Genomic DNA, 24751 nt, shown 5'->3' on the forward strand with positions numbered 1-24751 from the left:
TGTCAAGCACCTCGATGAAGCTTCGTTTCGAATCCCTTTTGGGACCGAACCGCTGCAGCGGACAACCTGCCGGAGCGCTTCACCACCCCTGGGAGAGAATCCGTAAATCCTTGATTTTCAAGCATTTACTCTTCGTCGTCGCCGGGAGTGGTGCGCATTATAGGGAGATAGAAACTGGCGTCAACGATTATTTCAAAAATAATTCAAATAACCGCCGGAAGCGCTTTCAGCCCACCGAAACCGCCTCGCCAGCCGGCTTTTTCTGCGCCAGCAGGTAGAGCCCGACGAGGAAGCCGACCAGGCACAGAGTGACCACGTAGTAAGCCGGCCCCATCGGGCTCTGCTTGAGCAGCAGGGCCACCGCCATCGGCGTCAGCCCACCGAAGACGGCGTAGGCCAGGTTGTAGGAAAAGGACAGGCCGGAGAAACGCACAACCGGTGGGAACGCATTGACCATCACGTAGGGAACGGCGCCGACGATGCCGACGAAGAAGCCGGTCAGTGCATATAAAGGAAAGAGCCAGTCCGGGTGGGCCTTGAGGTTGCCGTAGAAGCTCCAGGACACCAGCGCCAGCAGCACGCTACCGGCAACGAAAGTCAGCCCCGCGCCGAAACGATCCGCCATGCGCCCGGCGACGATGCAGCCAAGGGTCAGGCAGACGATCGCCAGGCTGTTGGCCTTGAGCGCCGTGGCGGCATCGAAGCCGTATACGCTCTGCAGCACGGTAGGGGTCATCAGGATGACCACCACGATCGCGGCCGACAGCACCCAGGTCAGCAGCATCGACACCAGGACGGCGCCACGATGATCGCGGACCACCGCTTTCAACGGCACTTCCTCTGCCAGCGCCTTGCGCTGCTGCAGCTCGGCGAATACCGGCGTCTCGTGCAGCCAGCGGCGCAGGTAGACCGAGAACAGGCCGAACACCCCGCCGAGCAGGAAGGGAATCCGCCAGGCGTAGTCCTGCACCTCTGTCGCGCTATAGAAGCTATTGATCGCAGTAGCCACCAGCGAGCCCAGCAGGATGCCCGCCGTCAGGCCGGAAGTCAGCGTCCCGCAGGCATAACCGACATGCCGTGCCGGTACATGCTCGGCGACGAAGACCCAAGCCCCCGGCACCTCCCCGCCAATCGCGGCGCCCTGGATCACCCTCAGCAGGAGCAGCGCCAGGGGCGCCCAGATGCCGATCTGCGCGTAGGTCGGAAGCAGGCCCATGATCAGGGTCGGCACCGCCATCATGAAGATGCTCAGGGTGAACATGCGCTTGCGCCCGAGCAGGTCGCCGAAGTGGGCCATGATCACGCCGCCCAGCGGCCGCGCCAGGTAGCCGGCGGCGAACAGGCCGAAGGTTTGCAGCTGACGCAGCCATTCCGGCATGTCCGCCGGGAAGAACAGCTTGCCGACCACGGTGGCGAAGAACACGAAGATGATGAAGTCGTAGAACTCCAGCGCTCCACCCAGGGCGGAGAGGGACAGGGTCTTGTAGTCGCTGCGGGTCAATGGACGCTGGGCCGGCGCCTCGGGAGCATTCGCGGATGGCATGTCGGGATTGTTCTCTTTATTCGTTCAGCAAGCATGAGCGGGGTTCGACCGGCAGGCGTGTCGACCTGCGACCCGGGGACGCAGGAGCGAAACCATAGCAAATCGACGAATGTCCACACAGTCGGTCGAAGAGAGAACCGGGCGGTCGTCGGCTGCCCTACTCCTCTATATAATGCCCGGGCGCCTCTGAAAGCTGTCCCAAGACCTTGCACCGGCAGGCGTTTTGGGAGAGTTTTCCCCTAAACCGCGCTTGAACAAGAAATCCGGGGGGCACGAGGCCCTTACCTATGATCGAGCTTGAACAAGAAGACCCCATTCCCCAGGGAGACCTGGCCTTGCAGATTACCGCGCTGCCGCGCGAAACCAACGGTTTCGGCGATATCTACGGCGGTTGGCTGGTATCCCAGATGGACCTGGCGGGAACCGCCATGGCCAGCAAGATCGCCGGCGGCCGTATCGCCACCGTCGCCATCGACCGCATGGCCTTCATGGTGCCGGTCGCGGTAGGTGCCCAGCTTTCCTTCTATACCCAGACCCTGGAAGTCGGCCGCAGCTCGATCCGCATGCTGGTCGAGGTGTGGAGCGACGACCCGCTGTCCAGCGAATGGCGCAAAGTCACCGAGGCGGTGTTCGTGTTCGTCGCCATCGATGGCAGCGGGCGCACCCGCCCGGTCCCGCCACGCCGGGGCTAGACGCAGGAACGCCGGCTATCGCCGGCGTTCTTGTTTGCGCGTTCCTCAGGCCCGCACGGGGTTGCCGCGTACCGGCGCATCCCCGGCCACGTAGTACTTCGCCGTGCTGCGCGGCAGCGGCTGGCGACCGCGGATCCTGTCGGCGATCTTCTCGGCCATCATGATGGTGGTGGCATTGAGGTTGCCGGTGATGATCAGCGGCATGATCGACGCATCCACCACTCGCAGTCCTTCCATGCCATGGACCCGTCCCTGGCCATCGACCACCGCCATGTCGTCGCTGCCCATCTTGCACGAGCAGGATGGGTGGAAAGCGGTCTCAGCATGGTTGCGGATGAACTCGTCGAGTTCGGCGTCCGACTGCACGCTCACCCCAGGGCTCAACTCGCGGCCCCGATAGGGGTCCAGCGCCGGCTGGTTCATGATCTCGCGGGTCAGCCGGATGCCGTCGCGGAACTCCTGCCAGTCCTGCTCGTGGGACATGTAGTTGAACAGGATGCTCGGATGCTGGCGCGGGTCCCTGGACTTCAGGTGGATGCGCCCGCGGCTCGGCGAGCGCATCGAGCCCATGTGCGCCTGGAAGCCGTGCTCCTGCACGCCCTTGCTGCCGTTGTAGTTGATCGCCACCGGGAGGAAATGGAACTGGATGTTCGGCCATTCGAACGCTTCGCGGGTTCGGATGAAGCCGCCGGCCTCGAACTGGTTGCTGGCGCCGAGGCCCTTGCCGAGGAACAGCCACTGGGCACCGATGGCAGGCTGGTTCCACCATTTGGTCGCCGGGTAGATCGACACCGGCTGCTTGCAGGCGTACTGCAGGTAGAGTTCCAGGTGATCCTGCAGGTTGGCGCCGACGCCCGGCAGGTCATGCACCACCGGGATGTCCAGGTCGCGCAGCAGGGCCGCCGGGCCGACGCCGGAGCGTTGCAGCAATTGCGGCGAGGCGATCGCGCCGCTGCACACCAATACTTCGCGGCGGGCGTGGGCGGTGACCGGGTTGTCGCCGTTGCCCACCAGGTAGGAGACGCCGATGGCGCGCTTGCCGCTGAACAGGATGCGGTCGCTCAGGGCGTGGGTGACGATGGTCAGGTTGGGCCGGCCGCGGGCCTGGTCCAGGTAGCCGCGCCCGGTGGCGGCGCGACGGCCCTCCGGGGTGACGGTCCGGTCCATGGGGCCGAAGCCTTCCTGCTGGTAACCGTTGAGGTCATCGGTTCGCGGGTAGCCGGCCTGCACGCCGGCCTCGACCATCGCATGGAACAGTGGGTTGTTGCCGGCCTTCGGCGTGGTCACGCTGACCGGGCCGTCGCCGCCATGGTAGTCGTTGGGGCCGATGTCCCGGGTTTCCGCCTTGCGGAAGTACGGCAGGCAGTCGAGGTAGCTCCAGTCCTCGAGGCCCGGCTCCTTGGCCCAGCCGTCGAAGTCCAGGGCGTTGCCGCGGATGTAGCACATGCCGTTGATCAGCGAGGAGCCGCCCAGGCCCTTGCCGCGACCGCACTCCATGCGGCGGTTGTTCATGTAGGGCTCGGGGTCGGTCTCGTAGGCCCAGTTGTAGCGCCGCCCCTGCAGCGGGAAGGCAAGGGCCGCCGGCATCTGGGTGCGGAAGTCGAAGCGGTAGTCGGGACCGCCGGCTTCGAGCAGCAGGACGCTGACGTCGGCATCTTCGGTGAGGCGGGTAGCGAGTACGTTACCGGCAGAGCCGGCTCCGATGATGATGTAGTCGAATTCCTGGGACATGCAGGCCTTCCTCTTTTCTCGGCATGACACCGGCCGCGACGCTGGCGCGCCGGTGTCTGGAAGTTCGGAATGGCCGGTGTCAGGGAGCGTTGCCTGGGACCGGCCTGGTTAGGGGTTCGAGCGCTGCGTCGAGGCTCAGAACACCGAGGCGTAGTCGCCCAGCTCCACTTGCACGGACTTGATGCGAGTGTAATGAGCCAGGGTGGTGAGACCGTTCTCGCGACCGACACCGGATTGCTTGTAACCGCCGACCGGCATTTCCGCCGGCGACTCGCCCCAGGTATTGATCCAGCAGATGCCGGCTTCCAGGCGATGGATGGCGCGGTGGGCGCGGGCCAGGTCCTGGGTCACGACGCCGGCGGCGAGGCCGTACTCGGTATCGTTGGCGCGGCGGATCGCCTCGTCTTCGTCGTCATAGACCAGGATGCTCATCACCGGGCCGAAGATTTCCTCGCGGACGATGGTCATGTCGTCGCTGCAATCGGTGAACACGGTCGGCGCGACGTAGGCGCCATTGCCGAACGCTCCATCGGTCACACGCTCGCCGCCGCACAGCAGGCGAGCCTTCTGCGCCTTGCCGGACTCGATGTAGCCGAGCACGCTTTCCATGTGCGGGAAGCTGACCAGCGGGCCGAAGTTGGTGTTCTCGTCCTGCGGGTCGCCGAGACGGATGCGCTGCACGCGCTCCAGTACCTTGGCTTCGAAGCGGGCCTGCTGGGAACGGTGGATGAACACCCGGGTGCCGTTGGTGCAGACCTGGCCGGAGCTGAAGAAGTTGGCCATGACGGCGATGTCGGCGGCACGGTCGAGGTCTGCGTCGGGGAAGATGATCAGCGGGGACTTGCCGCCCAGCTCCATGGTCACTTCCTTCAGCGACGAGCTGGAAGCGCTGGCCATGACTTTCTTGCCGGTGGAGGTGCCACCGGTGAAGGAGATCTTCTCGATCAGCGGGTGCTCGGTCAGCCACTGGCCGACTTCGCGTCCGCTGCCGGTGAGCACGTTGAACACGCCGTCCGGCACGCCGGCCTCGGTGTAGATCTCGGCCAGCTTGAGGGCCGTCAGCGGGGTGACTTCGCTGGGCTTGAAGATCATCGCGTTGCCGGCAGCGAGGGCCGGGGCGGATTTCCACAGGGCGATCTGCACCGGGTAGTTCCAGGCGCCAATGCCGGCGACCACGCCCAGCGGCTCGCGGCGGGTGTAGACGAAACTGGTTTCGCGCAGGGGAATCTGCTCGCCTTCGATGGCCGGGACCAGGCCGGCGTAGTACTCGAGCACGTCGGCGCCGGTGACGATGTCCACCGAGCGGGTTTCCGCCAGCGGCTTGCCGGTATCCAGGGTTTCCAGGGCAGCCAGTTCGTCGTTGCGCTCGCGGAGGATGTCGACGGCGCGACGGAGGATGCGCGAGCGCTGCATGGCGGTCATCGCCGCCCACACCTTCTGCCCCTCGACGGCGCTCTGCACGGCCCGCTCGACGTCTTCCCTGGAAGCCCGCTGGACCTTGGCGAGCACTTCGCCGTTGGCCGGGTTGATGGTCTCGAAGGTGGCGCCACTGCTGGCCTCCACGTAGCGACCGCCAATGTAGAGCTTCTGTTCTTCGAATCGGGCCATGTTGCAGTCCTCTCTTATCGGTATCGCAGGCGCAAGGCGGCGCCGCGGGGGTTTTCGTCCCTACCCCGACTGTTTTGCCAACTGCTGGTCGAGGTAGTCGTAAGCGATGTTCAGGGCCTCGTCGGTATCGAAGGCGTCGCCGGTCAGCGCGCCACGCAACCACAGGCCGTCGATCAGGGCCGCCAGGCCGCGTGCCGCGGCGCGGGCGTCGTCCGCCGAGAGCTGGCGGCGGAACTGGTAGCACAGGTTCGAATACAGGCGATGGTCGTTGACCCGCTGCAATCGACGCAGTGCCGGCTGGTGCATGCTGGTCGCCCAGAACGCCAGCCAGGTCTTCATCGCCGGACCATTGACCTGGCTGTCGTCGAAGTTGCCTTCGACGATCGCTCGCAGGTGCGCCCTCGGACTGTCGTCGTAGAGCGCCGCGCGGCGTTCGCGTACGGCCTTGCTCAAGGCGCTGAGCAGGTGCCGCATGGTCGCTTCCAGCAAGCCGTTCTTGTCCTGGAAGTAGTGACTGATGATGCCGTTGGAAACACCCGCCAGGCGGGCTATCAGGGCGATGCTGGCGTCTCCCATGCCGACCTGATCGACCGCCTCCAGGGTGGCGTGAATCAGTTGCGAGCGGCGGATGGGCTGCATACCGACCTTGGGCATTGCTATCTCCTCTCGTCGATGGGTGCGTGCGGGCACCGACCGACGTCATTGGTGGCCAGTCTATTTTGTTTTTATTGAACGTTCAATCAACTAAGAATAAGCTCGGCGTCCATGAGCGGCTCCCAGCCTGCGTGCAACCTGGCCCGCGCCGTTCATCACCTCGTCGCCGAAGTCCGCCAAGGATCGCAGAATCCGGGCTTCAAGTGGGGTGGCAATGCTGTGTCTGTAGTCCGCGGCCATAAGCCGCCATGCTTTCACTGCCATGGGGTCATCCTCCAATGAGTACTGCTTCGCCAATAAAAACAAACGAGCAGGTACGTCTGAATCCGATCGTGTTCTTCGGCTCGACCGCACTGATCCTGGTTCTGACCGCCGCCCTCATCCTCTATCCCGACAGCGCCGGAGCCTTGCTCGGCCGCATCCAGGCGTGGCTGTCGCACAGCTTCGGCTGGTACTACATGCTGGCCATCGGCGCCTACCTGTTCTTCGTCGCCTGGGTGGCCTTCTCGCGCTTCGGCACCCTCAAGCTCGGCGAGGAGCATGAAAAGCCGGACTTCAGCTACGGCGCCTGGGCCGGCATGCTGTTCTCCTCCGGGATCGGCATCTCGCTGCTCTACTTCGCCGCATCCGAGCCGATCGACCACCTCTACCATCCACCCGAAGGCGTTCCCGGCAGCCCTCAGGCGGCGCGCCAGGCGCTGCAACTGACCTTCCTCCACTGGGGCCTGCACGGTTGGGCGATCTATGCCCTGGTCGGCCTCGCCGTCGGTTATTTCGCCTACCGCCATCGCCAGCCGCTGGCATTGCGCTCGGCGCTCTATCCGATCCTCGGCGAGCGCTGGGTGAAAGGCGCCGCGGGCCACGCGGTGGATTGCTTCGGCATCTTCGTCACCCTTCTCGGGCTGGTGACCAACCTGGGCATCGGCGCCTTGCAGGTGTCGTCCGGTCTCGAGTACCTGACCGGCATGCCGCACAGCAAAGGCACCCTGCTGGCGGTGATCCTGGCGATGAGCCTGGTCGCCACCCTGGCGGCGGTCTCCGGTGTCGAGAAAGGCATCCGCCGGCTGTCCAACCTGAATATCGTGCTGTTCAGCTCGCTGCTGCTGTTCGTGCTGGTCTGCGGTTCGACCCTGGAACTGCTCAACGGCTTCGTACAGAACCTCGGCGACTATCTCGACGGCCTGGTGCTGAAGACCTTCGACCTCTACGTCTACACCGGTGCCGGCGCCGGCAAGAGCGAGGAATGGCTGGGCCTGTGGACCCTGTTCTACTGGGCCTGGTGGATTTCCTGGGCGCCCTTCGTCGGTATGTTCATCGCCCGCATCTCCCGCGGTCGCAGCGTGCGCGAACTGGTCTGCGGGGTGCTGCTGATCCCGCTGGGCTTCACCCTGGCCTGGCTGTCGGTATTCGGCAACAGCGCCCTGGACCTGGTGATGAACCACGGCGCGACCGACCTGGGCAAGGCCGCGCTGGAACAGCCGTCGATGTCGATCTACCTGCTGCTGGAACACTATCCGCTGTCGAAGATCGTCATCGGCCTGTCGATCTTCGTCGGCTTCGTGCTGTTCCTCACCCCGGCGGATTCCGGCTCGGTGATGCTGGCCAATCTCTCGCGCAGCGGCGGCGAGCTGGACGAGGACGCGCCGAACTGGCTGCGTATCCTCTGGTCGGCCGTCGTCACGCTAGTCACCATCGGCCTGCTGTTCGCCGGCAACTTCACGGCGATGCAAACCGTCGTGGTGCTCGCCGGGCTGCCGTTCTCGGCGGTGCTGATCCTGTTCATGTTCGGCCTGCACAAGGCCATGCGCGCCGACTACGAGGCCCAGGTCGGCGACCGCCGCACCTACCAGCCGGTGCCGGCGCCAACCCAGCCCCAGACCTGAACCCGGCGCCGCTAGGGCGCCCTCGCCAATCAGGTGCGTACTTGGCCCGGCGTTTCGCCGGGCCTTTCTTTTCTGCCACCCGGCGCCCGGCGCATGCCGCAGGAACCGGCGCGCAGGAGCGTGCGAAAGGAAGAACAGACGGAAAAAGCGCGGAGGATAAACGCGAATGCCCGGCAGCGCCGGGCATTCGTAGCGGCCCCGAGCGGGCCGAGGGGGATCAGCCGAGGTTCTTGCCCAGCAACGCGTGGTACAGCTCGCTGTCGCCGAGCACCCCGACCACCCTGTCCTGCTCCTGCAGGACCAGCTTGTGGCCGGTCTGGTAGCGAATCTGCAGGGCATCGCGCATACGGATGCTGACATCCACCAGGGTCGGTTCGCGGCGCAGCTTCTCCACCGGGTCGCCCTGGCGCCAGCGTTGCAGGTCGATGACGTTGCTGCCCTGGCGCGCGCCCTTGAGCACGTCGCCTTCGCTGAGACCGATCCAGCAGTCGCGGCCCTGGTCGAAGCAGATCTCGTCGTTCTGCCGGATGCACTGGTCGAGGCCACGCATCAGGCTCTGGCCGCACAGCACGTTGAGCGGGTTGGTATGGGCGACGAAGGTACGCACGTAGTCGTCCGCGGGGCTCAGCACGATCTCTTCCGGCTTGCCGTGCTGGATGATCCGGCCGTCCTTCATGATCGCGATGCGGGTGCCGATCTTCAGCGCCTCGTCGAGGTCGTGGCTGACGAACACGATGGTCTTGTGCAGTTGCCGTTGCAGCACCAGCAGTTCGTCCTGCAATTGCTGGCGGATCAGCGGGTCGAGGGCGGAGAACGGTTCGTCCATCAGCAGGATGTCGCCATCCATCGCCAGCGCGCGAGCCAGGCCGACGCGCTGCTGCATGCCGCCGGAGAGCGAGTCGGGACGCTTGTCGCGCCACTGCGAGAGACCGACCAGCTCGAGCTTCTCGTCGATCAGCTTCTTCCGCTCGGCGGCCGGACGGCCCTGCATCTCCAGGCCGAAGCCGACGTTCTCGGCCACCGTCAGCCAGGGCATCAGGGCGAACTTCTGGAACACCATGGCGATGCGCTTGGTGCGCATGGCCTTGAGGGTCGCCGGCGAGCAGTTGGCGATGTCCACCTGCGAACCTTCGTGCTCGATCAGCAGCTTGCCGCGGCTGACCTTGTTCAGGCCGTTGATGCAGCGCAGCAGGCTCGACTTGCCGGAGCCGGAAAGTCCCATCAGCACGCAGATCTCGCCGCGGTTGACGTCCAGGCAGGCGTCCTCGACGCCGAGCACCTGGCCGGTGCGCTTGAGGATCTCGGCGCGGCCGAGGCCCTGGTCGAGGAGCTTCAGGGCTTCCTTGGTGTGGGTGCCGAAGATGACGTCCACATGGTCGAATCGGATCGCAGTCATGGCTTATTTCCCCTTCACGGCGCGCTGCTTGCACACCCGGTCGAGCAGGATGGCGAGCAGGACGATGGCCAGGCCGGCTTCGAAGCCGAGGGAGATGTCGGCGGTGTTCAGCGCGTTCACCACCGGCTTGCCGAGGCCATCGGCGCCGACCAGCGCGGCGATCACCACCATCGACAGGGAGAGCATGATGCATTGGGTGATGCCGGCGGCGATGCTCGGCATCGCGTGCGGCAGCTCGATGCGCGTCAGCAGTTGCCAGCGCGAGCAGCCGAAGGCCTTGCCGGCGTCGAGCAGCTCCGCCGGAACGTCCTGGATACCCAGGCAGGTCAGGCGGATCGGCGCGGCGACGGCGAAGATCACCGTGGAGATCAGGCCCGGCACCACGCCGAGACCGAACAGGGTCAGGGTCGGGATCAGGTAGACGAAGGTCGGTACCGTCTGCATCAGGTCCAGCAACGGCCGCAGCGCGGTGTAGAACCACGGCTTGTGCGCGGCGACGATGCCCAGCGGCACGCCCACGGCGATGCACACCAGGGTGGCGAATATCACCTGGGCGAGGGTTTCCATGGTCTCCTGCCAGTAGCCCAGGTTGAGGATCAGCAGCAACGAGGCCAGGGCGAACACGGTCAGCCCCCAGCTGCGCTGGATGAAATGCACCAGCCCTACCAGCAAGGCGATCAGCACCAACGGGTTGAACCAGAGCAAGCCGTTGGTGACGCCATGGATGAGGAACTCCAGGGTGTCGGAGATCTTGTCGAAGAACGATGCGCCATGCAGGGTCAGCCAGTCGACGAAACCGGCGATCTGCTCTCCCAGCGGGAGCTTGTGATCAGTCAGGAACATAATCAGGGTCCATCAAGAGCGGGAAATGAACGACCGGTCGCCTACTTGGCGAACGCCAGCTTGGCCGCGGCTGCGGCAGGCTGCCCGTCGCGCGTGGTGACACCGGCCAGCCAGGCATCCAGCTGTTCCGGGTGATCCTTCAACCAGGCCTTAGCGGCTTCCTCGGGTTTCTTGTTTTCGTTGAGTACCGCGTCCATCAGCTTGTTCTCCATCTCGAGGGTGAAGCTGAGGTTCTTCAGCAGTTGGCCGACGTTGGCGCACTCCTGGGCGTAGCCCTTGCGCACGTTGGTGTAGATGGTCGCGCCGCCATAGTTGGGGCCGAAGAAGTCGTCGCCGCCTTCCAGGTACTTCATCTGGAAGCGGGTATTCATGGGGTGCGGCTCCCAGCCGAGGAACACCACCCACTGGTTGCGCCGGATGGCCCGCTGCACCTGCGAGAGCATGCCCGCCTCGCTGGATTCCACCAACTTGAACTTGCCCAGTTCGAAGGCGTTCTTGTCGATCATGCTCTGGGCGACGCGGTTGCCGTCGTTGCCCGGCTCGATGCCGTAGATCTTGTTGCCCAGCTTGTCGGAGAACTTCGCGATATCGGCGAAGCTGCGCAGGCCGCCGTCGTAGACGTACTGGGGAACCGCCAGGGTGTACTTGGCGCCCTCCAGGTTGGCGCGCAGTGTCTCGACCGTACCTTTCTCGGCGTACTGCTTGATGTCGTTGGTCATGGTGGGCATCCAGTTGCCCAGGAATACGTCGAGGTCGTTGTTGGCCAGGGAGCGGTAGGTCACCGGCACCGAGAGCAGATTGACCTTGGTCTTGTAGCCGAGGGACTCGAGGACCTGGCGGGTGACCGCAGTGGTCACTGTGATGTCGGTCCAGCCGACGTCGGCGAAACGCACCGACGCACAGGATTCGGGCTCCGCGGCCTGGGCTGCCAGCGGTGCGCACAGAGACACGGCCAGCAGCCAAGACTTGCAACCTTTCATAGCGAACTCCTCTGCAGGGTAAGGCGCCGGCGCTACCCCGAAGGGCGCGGCGGTCTGTCTGTATCGGGCCGACCGGTAGCGGCCCTCAGCGGGCAATTCGTGAACGATCATGAAACAGGACGCATCCGTCGCCTACAGGGTGGGTCGCAACCAGTGCAGGCGGGGTCGCATTCAGTACCCGCTGTGTCGCATTCAATCATAGTGGTCTTTGCCGGCGACCAGCGGATGCCGTTTTCGGAGCGGCGCGAGCCCGTTCTCATTCCGACGCCGTGCAGGTGCAGACGCCCCTCGGCCGCAGAGGTTCCCCGATCCGGGCGCGGGCGCGGCGCTTTTGGACATGGCCGGGTCGGTGGCGGATGCGGCCCGCCCCGGGGAAAGCCCGATGATGCGCAGGAATCGCGGGCGGAGGAGCCGCCACCCCCACTACGCAGGCACGGATGCCGCGGCAATCCCGGAGGCCGGCATGGCTATCAGTGTGTTCGACCTTTTCAAGATCGGTATCGGCCCGTCCAGTTCGCATACCGTCGGCCCCATGCGCGCCGCCGCGCTGTTCACCACTGCCCTGCGCCAACGCCAGGCGCTGTCGGCGGTGCGGCGTCTCGAAGTGCGCCTGTATGGCTCGCTGTCCGCCACCGGCGTCGGCCACGGCACCGATCGCGCGGTGATCATGGGCCTGATGGGCGAATGGCCGGATCGTATCGACCCGACCCAGATCGCCCCACGCATGGCCGCGCTGCTCGATAGCGGCCTGCTGCAACTGGACGGCCGCGTGGCGGTACCGTTCGACTGGGTGCGCGACATGCGCCTGCTCGACGAGAACCTGCCCTACCACCCCAACGCCATGACCCTGGTCGCCTACGGCGAGCAAGGCGAACTGCACCAGGAGACCTACTACTCGGTGGGTGGCGGCTTCGTGGTCGATGCGGCACAGGCCGCCTCGGGACAGCTCGACCAGGACCACACGGTGCTGCCCTACGACTTCTCCAGCGCCGAGGAACTGTTGCTGCTGTGCAAGCGCCACAACCTGCGGGTATCCGAGCTGATGCTGGCCAACGAACGCATCTGGCGCAGCGAGACCGACATCCGCGAAGGCCTGCGGCGCATCTGGCAGGCGATGCGCGATTGCGTCGACAACGGGTTGCGCAACGAAGGCATCCTTCCCGGCGGGCTCAACGTGCAACGCCGCGCCGCGCGCCTGCACCGCAACCTGCAGGAGATCGGCAAGCCCAACGTGATCGGCTCGACCCTCAGCGCCATGGAATGGGTCAACCTGTTCGCCCTGGCGGTGAACGAGGAGAACGCCGCCGGCGGGCGCATGGTGACCGCGCCCACCAACGGCGCGGCGGGGATCATCCCGGCGGTGCTGCACTACTATATGAAGTTCAATCCCGACGCCCAGGACCGCGACGTCGTCGACTACCTGCTGGCCGCCGCCGCGGTGGGCATCCTGTGCAAGAAGAACGCCTCGATCTCCGGCGCCGAGGTCGGCTGCCAGGGCGAGGTCGGCTCGGCCTGCGCGATGGCCGCCGCCGGACTGGCGGAAGTCCTCGGCGCCACCCCGGCGCAGGTCGAGAACGCCGCCGAGATCGGCCTGGAGCACAACCTCGGGCTGACCTGCGACCCGGTCGGCGGGCTGGTCCAGGTGCCCTGTATCGAGCGCAACGCGATCGCCGCGGTGAAGGCCATCAACGCGGCGCAAATGGCCTTGCGCGGCGACGGCCAGCATTTCATCTCGCTGGACAAGGTGATCCGCACCATGCGCGACACCGGTGCCGACATGCACGACAAGTACAAGGAAACCTCGCGCGGGGGCCTGGCGGTGAACGCCATCGAGTGCTGAACCGGAATTGCTCACGAAACGATCGAGACGCCACTTTTTGGCGCATATGACGCGTGACCGGGCGGTCGTCATCCGTCACACTGCGGAGTAACGGCTCGCCGCCCGTCGTTACCTTTGTCGCCACGGCCGCTGCCCCGCCTTCTCGCCGGGGGCCGCCCTGGTGCTACCGAAATGCCCAGGCGCGCGGCGCGCCGCCAGCCGTCGCCCATGCTGTCGTTGTGCCAGGTCCGAGTGGAAATACCGGGCTAAAGCCTTCCGGCTTTTTTGATTGAACGCCCAATCAATATAGGCATGGCATTTGCCTTGCTCTGGTTACAAGCAACGCCGATGGCGTGGCCCAAGCAGCCACCCGGAAATTCCAACAATCATAAAAAAAGCCTCGTGAGAGGCCTGCTTGCTCAGCGTGAGGAGATACACCCATGACCACGTACGCGCCCGGAGTCCCACCACAGAACCGAAATCCGCAGTCCATCGGCTTCCTGCTGCTGGACAACTTCACCCTGATCTCCCTGGCCTCGGCGGTGGAACCGTTGCGCATGGCCAACCAGCTCTCGGGACGCGAACTCTACCGCTGGCATACGCTGAGCCTGGACGGCCGCCAGGTCTGGGCCAGCGACGGCCTGCAGATCACCCCCGACGCCGGTACCGACAACGCCCCGGCGGTGGATTGCGTGATCGTCTGCGGCGGCGTCGGCATCCAGCGCAGCGTCACCCGCGAGCACGTCACTTTCCTCCAGGCCCAGGCCCGCCAGGGTCGGCGCCTCGGCGCGGTGTGCACCGGCAGTTGGGCGCTGGCCCGCGCCGGCCTGCTCGACGGCTACGATTGCAGCGTGCACTGGGAATGCCTGGCGGCGATGCAGGAAGCCTTCCCCCGGGTGGCCATGAGCACCCGCCTGTTCTCCATCGACCGCAACCGCTTCACCTCTTCCGGCGGCACCGCGCCGATGGACATGATGCTGCACCTGATCGGCCGCGAGCATGGCCGCGAGCTGTCGGCGGCGATCTCCGAGATGTTCATCTACGAGCGCATCCGCAACGAGCAGGACCACCAGCGCGTGCCGCTCAAGCACATGCTCGGCACCAACCAGCCGAAGTTGCAGGAGATCGTCGCGCTGATGGAGGCCAACCTGGAGGAACCGATCGACCTCGACGAACTGGCGGTCTACGTCAACGTCTCGCGTCGCCAGCTCGAGCGGCTGTTCCAGAAGTACCTGCACTGCTCGCCGTCGCGCTACTACCTGAAGCTGCGCCTGATCCGCGCCCGCCAGTTGCTCAAGCAGACGTCCATGTCGATCATCGAGGTGGCCTCGGTCTGCGGCTTCGTCTCCACCCCGCACTTCTCCAAGTGCTACCGCGAGTACTTCGGCATCCCGCCGCGCGACGAGCGCCAGGGCCAGCCGCTGGGCCAGCCGGTGGTGCTGATGCCGATCCCGCAGGACCTGGCGTTGATGCCCAACTCCTCGGCGCTGTCGGCCCTGAGCCAGGCGCAGGGCGAGTCGACCTTCGCCAGCGTGCGGATCTGACGGCGCGTCCCTGCCCGCCCCGTCCACGGGAGCGGGCAGGGCCTTGTCAGCCCCGCGGCACCAGCGCCGGCAGCAATTGCCGGGAAATCGCCTCGCGCACCGCCGGGAGCAGCGTGGCGTGCCCGCCGAGCATGTCCTCCACCAGCCGCCGCAGCGCCTGGGCGCGCTCCGGGCTGAGGCCGCGCACGGCGTATTCGCAGGCCTGCTCCGGAGTCGAGTCCGGCGGCACGCTGAAGCCCAGCGCCTGCAGGCGTTCGCGGAAATCGTCCTGGTCGATCAGATCGGCGTGCATCATCGCGGCAGCTCCTTCGATGGGGATTGCCATCGATTCTGCTGAGCCCACGTCGCTCCCGGCAAGGGGGCTGTCCCGCCTGGACATGGGCAGGTCGTTTTCGGCTAATTCGACCGCCAGCGACACCGCCACAATCGCCTCCAGCGGCTTGCGGAATGCAGCGGACGGCTTCCGGAAAACGCCAGACTCACACTGAGGGCCGTTCCTGGCTCCTTTTTCATCCCCCTCCGCGCGTCGGGCGCGGCAGGGGGATTTTTTTGCCGGAAGCCAGCTAGCCGGCGCCGAGTCCCGCCCGACAGTGTTCCCAGAAACGCTCGAAGCCCGGCGAGAGGAACTTGTCGCGCTGGCGCAGCATGTAGAAGCGCCGGCGCAACGGCGGCAGGCTGCTGCGCAGTTCGACCAGCGCGCCGGAGGCCAACTGTTCCTCGACCACCCAGCGCGACAGGCAACTGATGCCCAGCCCGGCGGCGACGCTGTGCTTGATCGCCTCGGAGCTGCCCAGGTCCAGGCTGTCTTCCAGGTAATGCAGGTGGCCCAGCAGGGCGTGGCTGACCTCCTCGCGCGTGCCCGAGCCGGGCTCGCGCAGCAGCCAGCGCGCGCGGCGCAGGGCCTCGCGGGAGACCTGGGTGCGCGAGGCCAGCGGGTGGCCGGGCGCCGCCACCACGATCAGGCTGTCCTCGAGCCAGGGCTCCACCCGCAGGCCCGGCTCGTGGCAGGGGCCTTCGATGAGGCCGATGTCCGCCGCGAAGGTCACCACGTCCTGCACCGCCGAACCGGTGTTGCCGATGCTGGCGTTGACCCTCACGCCCGGCTGCTCCCGCTCGAAGGAGGCCAGCAGGCGCGGCAGCACGTAGTTGCCGATGGTGCTGCTGGCCGCCACCGTCAGGCTCGCCTGGGGCGCGGCGGAAACCGCGAACTGCTGCTCCAGTTGCGCCACCCCGTCGAGCAGGCGCAATGCCTGGGGCAGGAAGCGGCGGCCGACCTCGTTCAGTTGCAGGCGCTTGCCGACCCGGTCGAACAGGCGCGTGGAAAGCTGCGATTCCAGCTCGTTGAGCGCGGCGCTGGTGGCCGACTGCGACAGCGAGATGGATTCCGCCGCCGCCGTGGTACTGCCGCAGCGAGCCACCGCACAGAAGATCTGGAGCTGACGGAAACTGAGGGCCATGGACTCACCTACCTGTTTTTCAGGTATTTAATACAGAAACTATTCGTTTCACAAATTCATGCCCGCTACCTAACCTGCGTCCCGTGACCTCACCTGAGGAGCGAAGGATGCACACCCTCCCCGTCAAGACCGGTACCAGACCCCTGGCCCAGGTCCAGAAACTCATCCCCGGCCTGCTGCTCAGCGCCGCCCTGGCCGGCGTGGCGATCCTCCTGGGTCGTTCGCAATGGTTGCAGCACAACGGCATCAGCGCGCTGACCCTGGCCATCGTGCTCGGCATCGTCGTCGGCAACACCCTGTACCCTCGGATCGCCGCCGGCAGCGCCGCCGGCGTCGGCTTCTCCAAGCAGATCCTGCTGCGCGCCGGGATCATCCTCTACGGCCTGCGCCTGACCTTCCAGGACATCGCCGGCGTCGGATTGCACGGCGTGCTGCTGGACGCCCTGATGCTCGCCAGCACCTTCGGCCTGGCGTGCCTGCTCGGCACCCGGCTGTTCGGCCTGGACCGCACCACCACCCTGCTGATCGGCGCCGGCAGTTCGATCTGCGGCGCCGCCGCGGTGATGGCCACCGAGCCGGTCGTGCGTGGCCGCGCCGAACAGGTCGCGGTGGCGGTCTCCACCGTGGTGGTGTTCGGCACCCTGGGCATCTTCCTCTATCCGGCGCTGTTCCAGCTCGACCAGGACTGGGGGCTGCTGCCGCGCGACCCTGGCACCTGGGGCGTGTACATCGGTGCCACGGTGCACGAGGTGGCCCAGGTGGTCGCCGCGGGTCGCTCGATCGGCATCGAGGCAGCGGATACCGCAGTGATCGCCAAGATGGTCCGGGTAATGATGTTGGCGCCCTTCCTGATCCTGCTCTCGGCCTGGCTGGCACGCGACAAGGCGCACCGCCGGCAGCACAGCGGCGCGACCAAGATCACCATTCCCTGGTTCGCCGTCGGCTTCGTACTGGTCGCCGGGCTCAACTCGCTGGTCAGCCTGCCGCCGGCGCTGGTCAGCCACGTCAACGACCTCGACACCTTCCTCCTGGCCATGGCAATGGCCGGCCTCGGCCTCGGCACGCACCTCTCGGCGATCCGCCGCGCCGGCCTCAAGCCGCTGCTGCTGGCCGCCCTGCTATTCGCCTGGCTGGTGCTCGGCGGTGGATTACTCACCCGCCTGGCGCTCGCCTGAGTCCTCCGCCAGGAAGCCCTGCACGGCCCGCCGCAAGGCCTCGTGCAGGGCTTCCACCTCATCGATGCCGTGGCCGCGCAGGCAGCCATGGACCAGCCCGCTTCCCGGATAGAACCCTGCCTCGCCACCCGCCGCGCGTAGCGCTGCGCCATAGCGCTCGCCGTCGTCGCGCAGCGGATCGAATTCGGCAACCGCCACGAAGGCCGGCGGCAGGCCAGTGAAATCAGCGGCCTCCAGGGGTAGCGCCAGCGGCTGTCGGTGCAGCGCCGCCAGCGGCAGGTAGGCGTCCAGGCACGCCTGCACATCGCCGAGGCCGAGCAACGGCGCGTCGGCGCAGTCGATCCGCGAGGGCGATGGCGCAGCGGACAGCAAGGGATAGAGCAATATCTGCGCGGCCGGCGACGGCGCGCCGCTATCGCGCAGGGCCAGGCACAGCGCCGCCGCCAGGTTGCCGCCGGCGCTGTCGCCGGCCACCAGCAGGCGTCGCCCATCCAGCGCTTCGTCCAGCTCGCCCAGGCTCAGCGCCTGCCAGGCACGCAGGCAATCCTGCAATGCCGCCGGGAACGGATGCTCCGGCGCCAGTCGGTAATCCACCGCCAGCACCAGCAGGCCCAGGCGCGCCGCCAGGTCGGCGCAGATGAAATCGTGTGAATCGAGGCCGCCGAGCATCCAGCCGCCACCGTGCAGGTAGAGCAGCGCCGGCCAGCCACCGGGCGGTGCCGGGCGGTCGGGGCGATAGCGGCGCACGCGCACCGGCGGCGCGGCCGGCAAGCAGGAGTCGAGCACCCGCAAACCGGCCGGGCGCGGCGGCGCGAACGCCTGGCACATCCGAGCGTAGGCCGCACGTTGCGCATCCAGGCGCGGACTGTCGCTGGCGAACGCCCGGCTGTGCTCGACGAAGCGCCACATCGCCGGAGACAGCGGATACTTCGCAGCCATCGCGCTCAGCGCACCGGCGGCAGGCCGATCACCCGACCGACACCTTCCGGCACGGGGAGCGCGCGATGTGCCTCGGCGAGCGCCTCGACCCGCGCCAGCACCTCGCCTGCGAACGGCACCGAGCGCGGGCCGTCGAGGCTGACGTGGAGCAGCATCTGCTCGCTCAGCGCCAGCGCCTGCCCGCTGCCAGGCAGGTACAGGGCATGATGGATATGCAGGCGCTTGCGATCGTGACCGAGCAGTTGCGTGCGCACCTCGACCCTGGCGCCCTCCTTCACCTCGTGGAGGAAGTTCAGGTGGCATTCCAGGGTGAACAGCGAGTGTCCGCTGGCGTCGCGGTTCTGGCTGTCCAGGCCGATATGCGCCATCAGCGCATCGGTGGCGTAGCTGAACAGCAGTAGGTAGAAGGCATCGCGCAAGTGGCCGTTGTAGTCCACCCACTCGGGCAGGACCGGCGTCTCGTAGGTCGTCAGGGCTTGGCTCATGGCAGGCTCCGTGGTTGCGCTCCGCCCGGCGGGGCGGAAGGCGCGTCATGTCACTCGGCGAAGGCGAAGCCGTGCCGGGCCTTGGTTTCCCTGATCGCCCCGAGCACCGCCAACAGGCAGTCGTCGCGGTAGCGCTCGAGCTCGGCGATGCTGCGCGCACCCTGCTGCTCGGCGGTGCCCTCCACCACCCGGTCGATCAGGGCCTCGGTGAGTTCCGGCGCCGGCAGGTAGGTCCAGGGCAATTGCAGCGCCGGGCCGAACTGCGCCATGAAGTGGCGCATGCCGGCGTTGCCACCGGCCAGGGTGTAGGTCAGGAAGGTGCCCATGAACGACCAGCGCAGGCCGGCGCCGAAGCGGATCGCATCGTCGATCTCGCCGGTCGTGGCCACGCCGTCGTTGACCAGGTGCAGCGCCTCGCGCCAGAGCGCCTCGAGCAAGCGGTCGGCGATGAAGCCGGGCACTTCCTTGCGTACGTGCAGCGGACGCATGCCCAGCGACTCGTAGACCCGCATCGCCGCCCGCACGGCCTCAACAGCGGTGCGTTCGCCGCCGACCACCTCCACCAGCGGCAGCAGGTAGACCGGATTGAAGGGGTGGCCGACCAGGCAGCGCTCGGGGTGGCTCGCCTCGGCGTAGAACTCGCTGGGCAGCAGGCCCGAGGTGGAGGAACCGATCAGCACGTCGGGCCGCGCCGCGGCGCTGATCCTGGCGTGCAGGTCGAGCTTCAGGTCGAGCCGCTCGGGGGCGCTCTCCTGGATGAAATCGGCGTCGCCCACGCATTCCTCGATGCTCGCGACGAAGCGCAGGCGTTCCTGCGCCGCGCCGGGCGCCAGGCCCTGTTTCCGCAAGGCCGGCCAGGCATTGGCGACGCGCGCGCGCAACGCCGCTTCGGCGCCCGGCGCCGGATCCCAGGCGACGACGTCGAGGCCGTGGGCCAGGGCGCGGGCGATCCAGCCGCTGCCGATGACGCCGCTACCGAGGGCGGCGAAGGTCTTGATCTCGGTGACGAAGGACATGGACATCTCCAGAAGTTGTTCCCGCCCCCGACGGGGCGGGGAGGAAGAAATCAGCGCGGCTTCAGGTTCATCCTGCGGCGCCCTTCCGCCGGGCTCAGGGCGCGCCCGCCGAGGCGCTCGATGATCTCGATGGCGCGCTCCACCAGGCTGCCGTTGCTCGCCGGCACGCCCTTGTCCAGCCAGATGTTGTCCTCCAGGCCGACCCGCACGTTGCCGCCCAGCAACATGGCCTGGGCGACCATCGGCATCTGCGTGCGGCCGATGCCGAAGCCGGCCCAGGTCGCCCCCGGCGGCAGGTTGTCGGCCATCGCCTTCATGGTCGTGGTATCGGCCGGCGCGCCCCAGGGAATGCCCAGGCAGATCTGGAACAGCGGATCCTCCAGCAGCCCTTCCTTGAGCATCTGCTTGGCGAACCAGAGGTGGCCGGTATCGAAGATTTCCAGCTCGGCCTTGACCCCCAGCTCGGTGATGCGCCGGGCGCCGGCGCGCAGTTGCGCAGGGGTGGAGACGTAGATGTAGTCGCCGTCGCCGAAATTGAGGGTGCCGCAGTCCAGGGTGCAGATTTCCGGCAGCAGCTCCTCGACATGCCTGAGCCGCTCCAGCGGGCCGACCAGGTCGGTGCCGGCACCGAACTCCAGGGGCTGCTCGCCCTTGCCGATCTCCAGGTCGCCGCCCATGCCGGCGGTGAGGTTGATGATCACGTCGGTGTCGCTTTCGCGGATGCGCTCGACCACTTCGCGGTACAGCGCCACGTCGCGGCTGGGCTTGCCGGTGGCGGGGTCGCGGACATGGCAGTGGGCGACGGTGGCGCCGGCCCTGGCCGCCTCGATGGCGGCCTCGGCAATCTGTTTCGGGGTGACCGGGATCGCCGGATGCCGGCCGACGGTATCGCCGGCGCCGGTCACCGCGCAGGTGACGATGACTTCATGGTTCACGGTGGTAGCTTCCTGTATTCGGGGTGTACGAAGCCCCGCCCGGCCGCGCCGGGCGGAACGGATAGGTGCGGGTTACTTCAGCGAGGCCTGGAGCGCGGCCAGGCCGTCCTTGCCGTCGAAGGTGCTCACGCCATCCAGCCAGGCCTTCAGCGGCTCGGGGTTGGCCTTCAGCCACTGCCGCGCGGCGTCGAGGGGCTGGGTGCGATCGAGGATCGGCGCCATCACCTGGCTGACCTGGGCGCTGCTGAAGCGCAGGTTGTGCAGCAGCCGGGCGACGTTGCCGCACTGCGCCTGGTAGCCGGCGGCGGTCATGGTGGAGACGGTGGCCGCGCCTTCGTCGGGACCGAACACATCCTCGCTGCCGGTGAGGTAGGTCATGTCGATCTGCAGGTTCATCGGATGCGGCTTCCAGCCGAAGAACACCACCCACTGCTTGCGCTTGATCGCCCGCTTCACCGCCGTGAGCATCCCGGCCTCGCTGGACTCCACCAGCTGGAAGCCCTTCAGGCCGAAACGGTTGTCGTCGATCATCTTCCGGGTGATGCGGTTCGAGCCGCTGCCCGGCTCGATGGCGTAGATGCGGCCGCCAAGCTTGTCCTTGAAGCGGGCGATGTCGGCGAAGGTCTTCAGCCCGCCCTCGGCGACGTAGCTCGGCACCGCATAGGTGGACTGCGCGTCGGCCAGGGTCGGCGGCTCGATCACTTCGATCCGGCCTTTGTCCAGGTAAGGCCTGGCGACCGGCTGCATGGTCGGTTGCCAGTAGCCGAGGAACAGGTCCAGCTGCTTGTCGGCCAGGCCGGCCAGGACGATCTGTTGCGAGGCGCTGGTCTGCTTCACCTGGTAGCCCAGGCCGTCGAGCAAGGCCTCGGCCACGGCGCTGCTGGCGACCACGTCGGTCCAGTTCACCGTGCCCAGGCGCACCGTGCGGCACTGCTCGGGTTCGGCGGCCAGGGCGGCGCCACTGGCCAGGATCAGCAGGGCGCAGCCCAGCTGGCGAATCGTCGTCTTCATCGGTCTCCCCTCGTGCGGCTATTGATTGTTTTTCTGCGAGGTGGGCGCCGGCCCCTTGCGAGACCGACCCTGGCGACCAAGGTACGCAGCCGGGACGGCGGCGAAGCGCACTGCGGCGACCAGCTCTTGCACTGCAGCGACCTGGCCATTGCCAAGCGCGGCGGGCCTGCGCTACACACAGGCTGCGCAACCTCAACCCCGGAGCGCCCCATGTCCCAGGACTTCTGGTTTCTCCTGCTGCCCGGCTTCTCGGTAATGGGCTTCGTTTCCGCCGTGGAGCCACTGCGAGTGGCCAACCGCTTCCACGCCGACCTCTACCGCTGGCACGTGCTCAGCGCCGACGGCGGTCCGGTGCTGGCCAGCAATGGCATGTCGGTGAACAGCGACGGCGCGCTGGAGCCGCTGAAGAAAGGCGACCTGCTGTTCGTGGTGGCCGGTTTCGAGCCGCTGCGGGCGGTCACCCCGGCACTGGTGCAGTGGCTGCGCAAGCTCGATCGCAACGGCGTGACCCTCGGTGGCATCGATACCGGCAGCGTGGTGCTGGCCGAGGCCGGTCTGCTCGACGGGCGCCGCGCGACCCTGCACTGGGAAGCCATCGACGCCTTCCAGGAGTCCTACCCGCAACTGAGCGTGACCCAGGAGCTGTTCGAGATCGACGGTCCGCGCATCACCTCGGCCGGCGGCACCGCCTCCATCGACCTGATGCTCGACCTGATCGCCCAGGCCCACGGTCCGCAACTGGCGGTGCAGGTTTCCGAGCAGTTCGTGCTCGGCCGCATCCGCCCGCGCCAGGACCACCAGCGCCTGCAGGTGGCGACCCGCTATGGCGTGAGCAACCGCAAGCTGGTGCAGGTGATCGGCGAGATGGAGCGGCATACCGAGCCGCCACTGACCACCCTGGAGCTGGCCGAGCACATCCAGGTCACCCGCCGCCAACTGGAACGGCTGTTCCGCGTGCACCTGGACGACACGCCCTCGAACTTCTACCTCGGCCTGCGCCTGGACAAGGCCCGCCAGTTGCTGCGCCAGACCGACCTCAGCGTGCTACAGGTGAGCCTGGCCTGCGGCTTCGAGTCGCCGTCGTACTTCTCCCGCAGCTACCGCGCGCGCTTCACCGCCAGTCCCAGCCAGGATCGCGCGGTGCTGCCGCTCAAGGCTCCCGCAGCCACGCCGCCAGGCGCGCCAGCAGGGCATCGCACGCCTCGAGCTGAGCGAGGCTGACGAACTCGTCCGGCTTGTGGCCCTGGTCCATGCTGCCGGGACCGCAGATCACCGCCGGGATACCGGCCTGGTGGAACAGCCCGCCCTCGGTGCCGAAGGCCACGGTGGAGAAATCCGTCGAACCGCTGAGCAGGCCGATCAGCTCCGCCGCCTGGCTGTCGTCTGCGGTGAGCAGGCCGGGATAGGCCGATAGCGGCGTGAAGCGGATATCGGTACTTCGCTCCACCGCGCGCATCCGCGGCAGCAGTTCGCTTTCGGCATAGTCGCGGAGTTCCTCGGCGACCTGCCGCGGGTCGTCCGCCGGCAGCGCGCGGACCTCGAAGTCGAAGCGGCACTCGGCGGGCACGATGTTCAGCGCCCGGCCGCCCTGGATCAGTCCGGTCTGCACCGTCGAGTAGGGCGGGTCGAAACGCCGGTCGTGGCGCTCCGGCACCGCCAGGCGCGCGCCGATCTCGCCGAGGCGGCCGATCAGCCGCGCGGCGTATTCGATGGCATTCACCCCCTGCGGCGCGTAGGCCGAATGGCAGGCCGCGCCGTGCACCTCGCAGCGCATGGCCAGCTTGCCCTTGTGGCCGAGCACCGGCTTCAGCTCGGTGGGCTCGCCGATGATGCACAGCAACGGCTTGTGCGGACGCCGCTCCAGCGCCGCGAGCAGCGAACGGACGCCCAGGCAGCCGACTTCCTCGTCGTAGGAGAACGCCAGGTGCACCGGCAGGCGCAACGGCGCGGCGAGGAACGCCGGGACGGCCGCCAGCACGCAGGCCAGGTAGCCCTTCATGTCCGCCGTGCCACGCCCGTAGAGGCGGCCATCGCGCTCGCTGAGCCGGAACGGCGGCACGCTCCAGGCCTGGCCGTCCGCCGGCACCACGTCGGTATGCCCGGAAAGGCAGACGCCGCCACGGTCGCTGGGGCCGATGGTGGCATAGAGATTGGCCTTGCGGCCGTCGGCGTCGAAGAACAGTTCGCTGTCGACGCCGAAACCCGCCAGGTAGTCGCGGACGTAGTCGATCAGCGCCAGGTTGGACTCGCGGCTGACGGTGTCGAAGGCCACCAGGTCGGCGAGGATGTCGCGGCTGCCGGGCATGTCGGGCTCCAGGGCGCAGGTCTCGCGCTGCGCCGTCGAGGAAGGGAACGACCCGCTCACTCGTCGCCGGGCACGCCGTAGCTCGGCGCACGGGTCGGGTCGAGGGCGCGGGTCACATAGTCCTGCATCTGCGGCTTGTAGGCGAGCCACAGTCGCTCGAGCTGGCCGATGGGGTCGTGCTCGGCCCAGTCGACGCGCAGGTCGACCACCGGCCAGAGCAGGTCGCCGACCACCGACAGCGCCGCCGAATGCACCGGCCCGGCTTCGCCACCAGCGGCCAGCGCGGCACGCATCGCCGCCAGCAGGCGCTCGGCGAGCAGGCCTTCGGCGTTCTCGAAGGCATCCACCATCGCCTCGATCACTTCCGGCGCGGCCAGCAGGTTGCCGGCCGCCACGCATTGTTCGCCGGCCCGCGCATGGTGGACGCCGAGCGCCTCGCGGCCGGTGAACAACGCGGTGCGGCCGTGCTGGTCGATCACCGTGACCTGGCGATACTGGCCATAGCCGTTGCTGCTCAGCGCCTGGTCCAGCGCTTCGCCAGGGGCCAGGCCCTGGTCGAGGCGGTCGAGGATCTGCGGGCCGAGCGCCGGCAGGGTGATGTTCTGCGTAGCCACCGCGCCGGTGCCGGCGCGCAGCCAGGGACAACGGGCGCCGACGGCGATGCTCGACGAGCTGATGGCGATGCCCAGCTGGCCGGTTTCGGCGCAGCGGCCGACGATGGAAAAGGTCATGGCG

Annotated in this window: 23 protein-coding genes; 7 read left to right on the forward strand and 16 right to left on the reverse strand. The window is 67.3% G+C overall.

Annotation, left to right across the window (positions count from 1 at the left end; translation table 11 throughout):
• On the forward strand, nucleotides 1-278 hold a 278-nt coding region (locus tag HMPREF3014_RS34960), incomplete at its 5' end, for a hypothetical protein (protein ID WP_218189584.1).
• Here HMPREF3014_RS34960 and HMPREF3014_RS25740 read toward each other — a convergent pair.
• Nucleotides 227-1543 carry an MFS transporter gene (locus tag HMPREF3014_RS25740; RefSeq protein WP_003121322.1) on the reverse strand — a complete coding sequence of 439 codons (1317 nt, stop codon included), beginning with the start codon at nucleotides 1541-1543 and terminating at the stop codon, nucleotides 227-229. The genes HMPREF3014_RS34960 and HMPREF3014_RS25740 overlap by 52 nt on opposite strands.
• A 287-nt stretch (nucleotides 1544-1830) precedes the next feature.
• Between HMPREF3014_RS25740 and HMPREF3014_RS25745 the strand changes: the two genes are divergently transcribed.
• On the forward strand, nucleotides 1831-2235 hold the full coding sequence (locus HMPREF3014_RS25745) for an acyl-CoA thioesterase (RefSeq protein WP_003096677.1): 405 nt from the start codon (nucleotides 1831-1833) through the stop codon (nucleotides 2233-2235).
• Between the two features lie 45 nt (nucleotides 2236-2280).
• Here the strand turns inward: HMPREF3014_RS25745 and betA are convergent, their stop codons facing one another.
• The 3 genes from betA to betI form a co-directional block, all read right to left on the reverse strand.
• On the reverse strand, nucleotides 2281-3966 hold the full coding sequence (gene betA / locus HMPREF3014_RS25750; protein WP_003104848.1) for a choline dehydrogenase: 1686 nt from the start codon (nucleotides 3964-3966) through the stop codon (nucleotides 2281-2283).
• Between the two features lie 135 nt (nucleotides 3967-4101).
• The gene (gene betB / locus HMPREF3014_RS25755; RefSeq protein WP_003121323.1) at nucleotides 4102-5574 is read right to left on the reverse strand and encodes a betaine-aldehyde dehydrogenase; all 1473 of its coding nucleotides are present in this window, start codon (nucleotides 5572-5574) and stop codon (nucleotides 4102-4104) included.
• Between the two features lie 60 nt (nucleotides 5575-5634).
• Nucleotides 5635-6228, reverse strand: a complete 594-nt coding sequence (betI, locus tag HMPREF3014_RS25760; protein ID WP_003096684.1) for a transcriptional regulator BetI — start codon at nucleotides 6226-6228, stop codon at nucleotides 5635-5637.
• A gap of 332 nt (nucleotides 6229-6560) precedes the next feature.
• Between betI and HMPREF3014_RS25765 the strand changes: the two genes are divergently transcribed.
• Nucleotides 6561-8111: a BCCT family transporter gene (locus HMPREF3014_RS25765; protein ID WP_003104844.1), complete on the forward strand. Its 1551-nt coding sequence runs from the start codon at nucleotides 6561-6563 to the stop codon at nucleotides 8109-8111.
• A gap of 217 nt (nucleotides 8112-8328) precedes the next feature.
• Here the strand turns inward: HMPREF3014_RS25765 and choV are convergent, their stop codons facing one another.
• Genes choV through HMPREF3014_RS25780 form a run of 3 tightly spaced genes read right to left on the reverse strand, consistent with a single transcriptional unit; the run spans nucleotide 8329 to nucleotide 11330 of the window.
• A complete protein-coding gene (choV, locus tag HMPREF3014_RS25770) occupies nucleotides 8329-9507 on the reverse strand; it encodes a choline ABC transporter ATP-binding protein (RefSeq protein ID WP_003096690.1) in 1179 nt (392 codons plus the stop codon).
• A gap of 3 nt (nucleotides 9508-9510) precedes the next feature.
• Nucleotides 9511-10350: a choline ABC transporter permease subunit gene (choW, locus tag HMPREF3014_RS25775; RefSeq protein WP_003096692.1), complete on the reverse strand. Its 840-nt coding sequence runs from the start codon at nucleotides 10348-10350 to the stop codon at nucleotides 9511-9513.
• Nucleotides 10351-10391: 41 nt separating this feature from the next.
• Complete coding sequence (locus HMPREF3014_RS25780; protein WP_003104841.1) at nucleotides 10392-11330, reverse strand: choline ABC transporter substrate-binding protein; 939 nt, start codon at nucleotides 11328-11330, stop codon at nucleotides 10392-10394.
• A 463-nt stretch (nucleotides 11331-11793) separates the two neighbouring features.
• On the opposite strand from HMPREF3014_RS25780, the gene HMPREF3014_RS25785 reads away from it, so the two are divergent.
• Both HMPREF3014_RS25785 and HMPREF3014_RS25790 read left to right on the forward strand, forming a co-directional pair.
• A complete protein-coding gene (locus HMPREF3014_RS25785; RefSeq protein WP_003104839.1) occupies nucleotides 11794-13170 on the forward strand; it encodes an L-serine ammonia-lyase in 1377 nt (458 codons plus the stop codon).
• Nucleotides 13171-13589: 419 nt separating this feature from the next.
• Complete coding sequence (locus HMPREF3014_RS25790; protein ID WP_003096699.1) at nucleotides 13590-14693, forward strand: choline metabolism transcriptional regulator GbdR; 1104 nt, start codon at nucleotides 13590-13592, stop codon at nucleotides 14691-14693.
• Nucleotides 14694-14739: 46 nt separating this feature from the next.
• Here HMPREF3014_RS25790 and HMPREF3014_RS25795 read toward each other — a convergent pair whose 3' ends face one another.
• Together HMPREF3014_RS25795 and HMPREF3014_RS25800 are read right to left on the reverse strand one after the other, a co-directional pair.
• Entirely contained in the window at nucleotides 14740-14988 is a 249-nt protein-coding gene (locus HMPREF3014_RS25795; RefSeq protein WP_003096701.1) for a hypothetical protein, read from the reverse strand.
• 268 nt (nucleotides 14989-15256) lie between these two features.
• A complete protein-coding gene (locus HMPREF3014_RS25800) occupies nucleotides 15257-16150 on the reverse strand; it encodes a LysR family transcriptional regulator (protein ID WP_003104838.1) in 894 nt (297 codons plus the stop codon).
• A 107-nt stretch (nucleotides 16151-16257) separates the two neighbouring features.
• On the opposite strand from HMPREF3014_RS25800, the gene HMPREF3014_RS25805 reads away from it, so the two are divergent.
• A complete protein-coding gene (locus HMPREF3014_RS25805; protein ID WP_003104836.1) occupies nucleotides 16258-17325 on the forward strand; it encodes a YeiH family protein in 1068 nt (355 codons plus the stop codon).
• Here HMPREF3014_RS25805 and HMPREF3014_RS25810 read toward each other — a convergent pair.
• The 5 genes from HMPREF3014_RS25810 to HMPREF3014_RS25830 form a co-directional block, all read right to left on the reverse strand.
• The gene (locus tag HMPREF3014_RS25810) at nucleotides 17299-18264 is read right to left on the reverse strand and encodes an acylcarnitine hydrolase (RefSeq protein ID WP_021205040.1); all 966 of its coding nucleotides are present in this window, start codon (nucleotides 18262-18264) and stop codon (nucleotides 17299-17301) included. The two genes, HMPREF3014_RS25805 and HMPREF3014_RS25810, sit on opposite strands and share 27 nt — an antisense overlap.
• A 5-nt stretch (nucleotides 18265-18269) precedes the next feature.
• Entirely contained in the window at nucleotides 18270-18749 is a 480-nt protein-coding gene (locus HMPREF3014_RS25815; RefSeq protein WP_023085880.1) for a thioesterase family protein, read from the reverse strand.
• Between the two features lie 50 nt (nucleotides 18750-18799).
• A complete protein-coding gene (locus HMPREF3014_RS25820; protein WP_003106031.1) occupies nucleotides 18800-19765 on the reverse strand; it encodes an L-carnitine dehydrogenase in 966 nt (321 codons plus the stop codon).
• Nucleotides 19766-19815: 50 nt separating this feature from the next.
• Entirely contained in the window at nucleotides 19816-20700 is an 885-nt protein-coding gene (locus HMPREF3014_RS25825) for a 3-dehydrocarnitine:acetyl-CoA trimethylamine transferase CdhC (protein ID WP_003096716.1), read from the reverse strand.
• 72 nt (nucleotides 20701-20772) lie between these two features.
• Nucleotides 20773-21711, reverse strand: a complete 939-nt coding sequence (locus tag HMPREF3014_RS25830) for a choline ABC transporter substrate-binding protein (protein ID WP_003096718.1) — start codon at nucleotides 21709-21711, stop codon at nucleotides 20773-20775.
• A gap of 210 nt (nucleotides 21712-21921) precedes the next feature.
• Here HMPREF3014_RS25830 and cdhR point away from each other — a divergent pair, with 210 nt between their 5' ends.
• Nucleotides 21922-22932: an HTH-type transcriptional regulator CdhR gene (gene cdhR / locus HMPREF3014_RS25835; protein ID WP_003106033.1), complete on the forward strand. Its 1011-nt coding sequence runs from the start codon at nucleotides 21922-21924 to the stop codon at nucleotides 22930-22932.
• Here the strand turns inward: cdhR and argE are convergent.
• The gene (gene argE / locus HMPREF3014_RS25840; protein ID WP_003106035.1) at nucleotides 22862-24016 is read right to left on the reverse strand and encodes an acetylornithine deacetylase; all 1155 of its coding nucleotides are present in this window, start codon (nucleotides 24014-24016) and stop codon (nucleotides 22862-22864) included. The genes cdhR and argE overlap by 71 nt on opposite strands.
• A gap of 56 nt (nucleotides 24017-24072) precedes the next feature.
• Nucleotides 24073-24747: a DUF1028 domain-containing protein gene (locus tag HMPREF3014_RS25845; RefSeq protein WP_003106037.1), complete on the reverse strand. Its 675-nt coding sequence runs from the start codon at nucleotides 24745-24747 to the stop codon at nucleotides 24073-24075.
• Nucleotides 24748-24751 lie beyond the last annotated feature (4 nt).

Source organism: Pseudomonas sp. HMSC065H01 (genome assembly GCF_001815235.1).
Lineage (GTDB): Bacteria > Pseudomonadota > Gammaproteobacteria > Pseudomonadales > Pseudomonadaceae > Pseudomonas > Pseudomonas aeruginosa.